At 72.6% G+C, this 391-nt stretch carries 1 protein-coding gene; it reads right to left on the reverse strand.

What is annotated here, in order from left to right; genetic code table 11:
• Nucleotides 1-391: phenylalanine--tRNA ligase beta subunit-related protein (locus B8460_RS19320; protein ID WP_048863259.1), on the reverse strand; the 391-nt coding region annotated here is incomplete at both ends.

Consider the following 391-nt stretch of genomic DNA (forward strand, 5'->3'; position numbering starts at 1 on the left):
CGCCGGCGGCAGGGCCGGATCGATCCCGCGTTCGAACCGCGCGCGCGCGTCGCTGTTGATCTGATGGCGGCGGCCCGTGCGGGCAATCCGCACGGGATCGAACAGCGCGACCTCCACGAACACGTCGGTCGTGTCCGCATCGCAGCCCGTCCCCTCGCCGCCGACGACGCCCGCGAGCGAGACCACGCCCGCCGCGTCGGCGATGACGCAATCCTCCTCCGTCACCGTCACGTCGCGGCCGTGCAGGCCGCGGAACGTCTCGCCCGCGCCGCGCCGCATGGTCAGCAGCCCGCCGGTTACCTTGTTCGCGTCGAAGACGTGCAGCGGCCGGCCGAGATCGAGGGTGAACAGGTTGGTCACGTCCACCAGGGCGTTGATCGGCCGCAGCCCC

Origin of the sequence: Acidisphaera rubrifaciens HS-AP3 (assembly GCF_000964365.1) — a bacterium.
In the GTDB taxonomy this organism is placed as follows: domain Bacteria; phylum Pseudomonadota; class Alphaproteobacteria; order Acetobacterales; family Acetobacteraceae; genus Acidisphaera; species Acidisphaera rubrifaciens.